Annotated in this window: 2 protein-coding genes; both read right to left on the bottom strand. The window is 39.3% G+C overall.

Going from position 1 to position 1,788, the window contains the following annotated elements; genetic code table 11:
* Positions 1–109 precede the first annotated feature (109 nt).
* Entirely contained in the window at positions 110–526 is a 417-nt protein-coding gene (locus HUO07_RS21465) for a hypothetical protein (RefSeq protein ID WP_176305136.1), read from the bottom strand.
* A gap of 146 nt (positions 527–672) precedes the next feature.
* Positions 673–1,083, bottom strand: coding sequence for a hypothetical protein (locus HUO07_RS21655; RefSeq protein ID WP_217909000.1), 411 nt, complete (start codon positions 1,081–1,083; stop codon positions 673–675).
* Positions 1,084–1,788: the final 705 nt, after the last annotated feature.

Here is a 1,788-nt window from a genome sequence, read left to right as displayed (position 1 = left end):
GGAGGTCAGCGTCTGTTGTTCAGGTTCAGTGAGAGGGGCAACGAAGCGTTTTTCCATGGTTCTGTCCGTGTCAGAAATCCTGGCATGGATATTACACGAAAACTTTAGATCAGGTACTTAACATGTGCTCAACACCGGCGAAGCTAACTCTCAATTCTGGAAAGTACATATCCATTATCAAGTACACTCGTTCCGGGTTATGTGTGTATCGACTGTCGATGCTGAGATCCAATGCCTGGTTAAATGTTAACTCTCCTTCCATCACTCGACGATAGGGCAAAAAGTGAGTTACCACAGCATTCATGTATCGTTTTGATTCAACATACAATTCTTCCAATCGATCTCTAACCAGATCTTCTCGCTTCAGCTTTCTTTCATGTTCTAGCTGAATTGATAAGCGTTTATTATTTGACTTATTAGTAAGCCCGACACCAATTAGTGTTAGCGTGGATGTAAGTAATGCGGTACAAAAAGCTATCCATGCTGATGATGGAATTGATCTCAGTAGTTCAAAAAACTGCTCCACTTAACCTCCTTCTCGATAAAAGTAAAGCCCCAATCGCCATGCCAGCGGGGTGGAGTAATTTTTGTGGTAAAATAGCGAAGCGACAAAAATTAAGCAACATAGCTGGATTCGAGTGCATTGGCTTGTTAAAGCTTAACTCAAGTTTTCTAGTTGATATATTCAATACTCTCTGGTAAAGGAAGCGCTGCACTTATAATTTTATTTGAAATATTATTTCCATGAGGCTCTACGAAAATATTCACATTATCGTGGGATATTTCAACAATTCTTTCCTTGTCATGCTCTGAAATTTCGTCCCACCAGGTCGGTGATAGAAAGAAATTCTCAAAGTTGCTAAATATATATTGAACCAAATATGTTGAAATATCTTCTTTTGGTTTCGACAAAAGCGACTTTAACAAATTTTCGCAACTACTATGGCAATGCTGCAACCATGAGAGAACAATATAACTTTTGCATCCATCGTAAAATGAAGTAAAAGAAAGTAAATCCGGAATTTTCTTAAAGTCCGATAAATCTTGAAGCTTATTATTATCAAAGCAAAAATCAGGATTCACTGAACCGCTTACTTGGACTGGAAATGGTTCTAAATACTCGATAACAACAGCCCTTATGGCGCTATAATCTCCATTCTCTATGCATTCATCAAATTTTTCTTTATGAAAAATATTGTCCTTAAGACCAACCTCTGCACCTAAGTTTGTGAGAAATGCCTGCTCCTGTATTTAAGCCTGCCTATAAGTAGACTTTCCTTTATCTAGCGAAGAGTTTACGTCATACATATTCACTAGCGCGGACTTTGTGTAATATTCTCTGGCGAAAGAGCGAAAAGCCAATTTAAAACATTGCTCCTCAGATTTTGTAAATACTTCCTTTTCTAAACATGAGAATAGTTGATCGTCATTCTTCTGGCAGAATCCTGTAAAGGTAGAAGCATTATTAATACCTATTTTTTCAGGTCGAATTTTTCCATCATTTTTTTGCAGGTTCTCCAGTCCAAGATTTAGACCTAGAACATGACCATCTTTCGCTATAGCCTTTAAGCTAGAGCTCTTTGGGACAGTGTGGGCTTTAACAATCTTATCTGCACACTCAGCATGAATACTTTTGGGTGCAGAGCACACTTTGCTAGAGAATTTCTCTGTAAGCGAGCCACTAACCACATCTAGGCAGATGTCGCTTAGACCGGTAATGTCTCTTTCCACTGCCAGGGCAACAGCGTGTTGAGGTCATCATCGTCGAGGGTGGGCAGGGTCGCGAAG

It is taken from the genome of Vreelandella maris, assembly GCF_013371085.1.
In the GTDB taxonomy this organism is placed as follows: domain Bacteria; phylum Pseudomonadota; class Gammaproteobacteria; order Pseudomonadales; family Halomonadaceae; genus Vreelandella; species Vreelandella maris.
The sequence above is the reverse complement of the archived record's forward strand: the minus strand, read 5'-3'. Positions and strand labels throughout refer to the sequence as shown.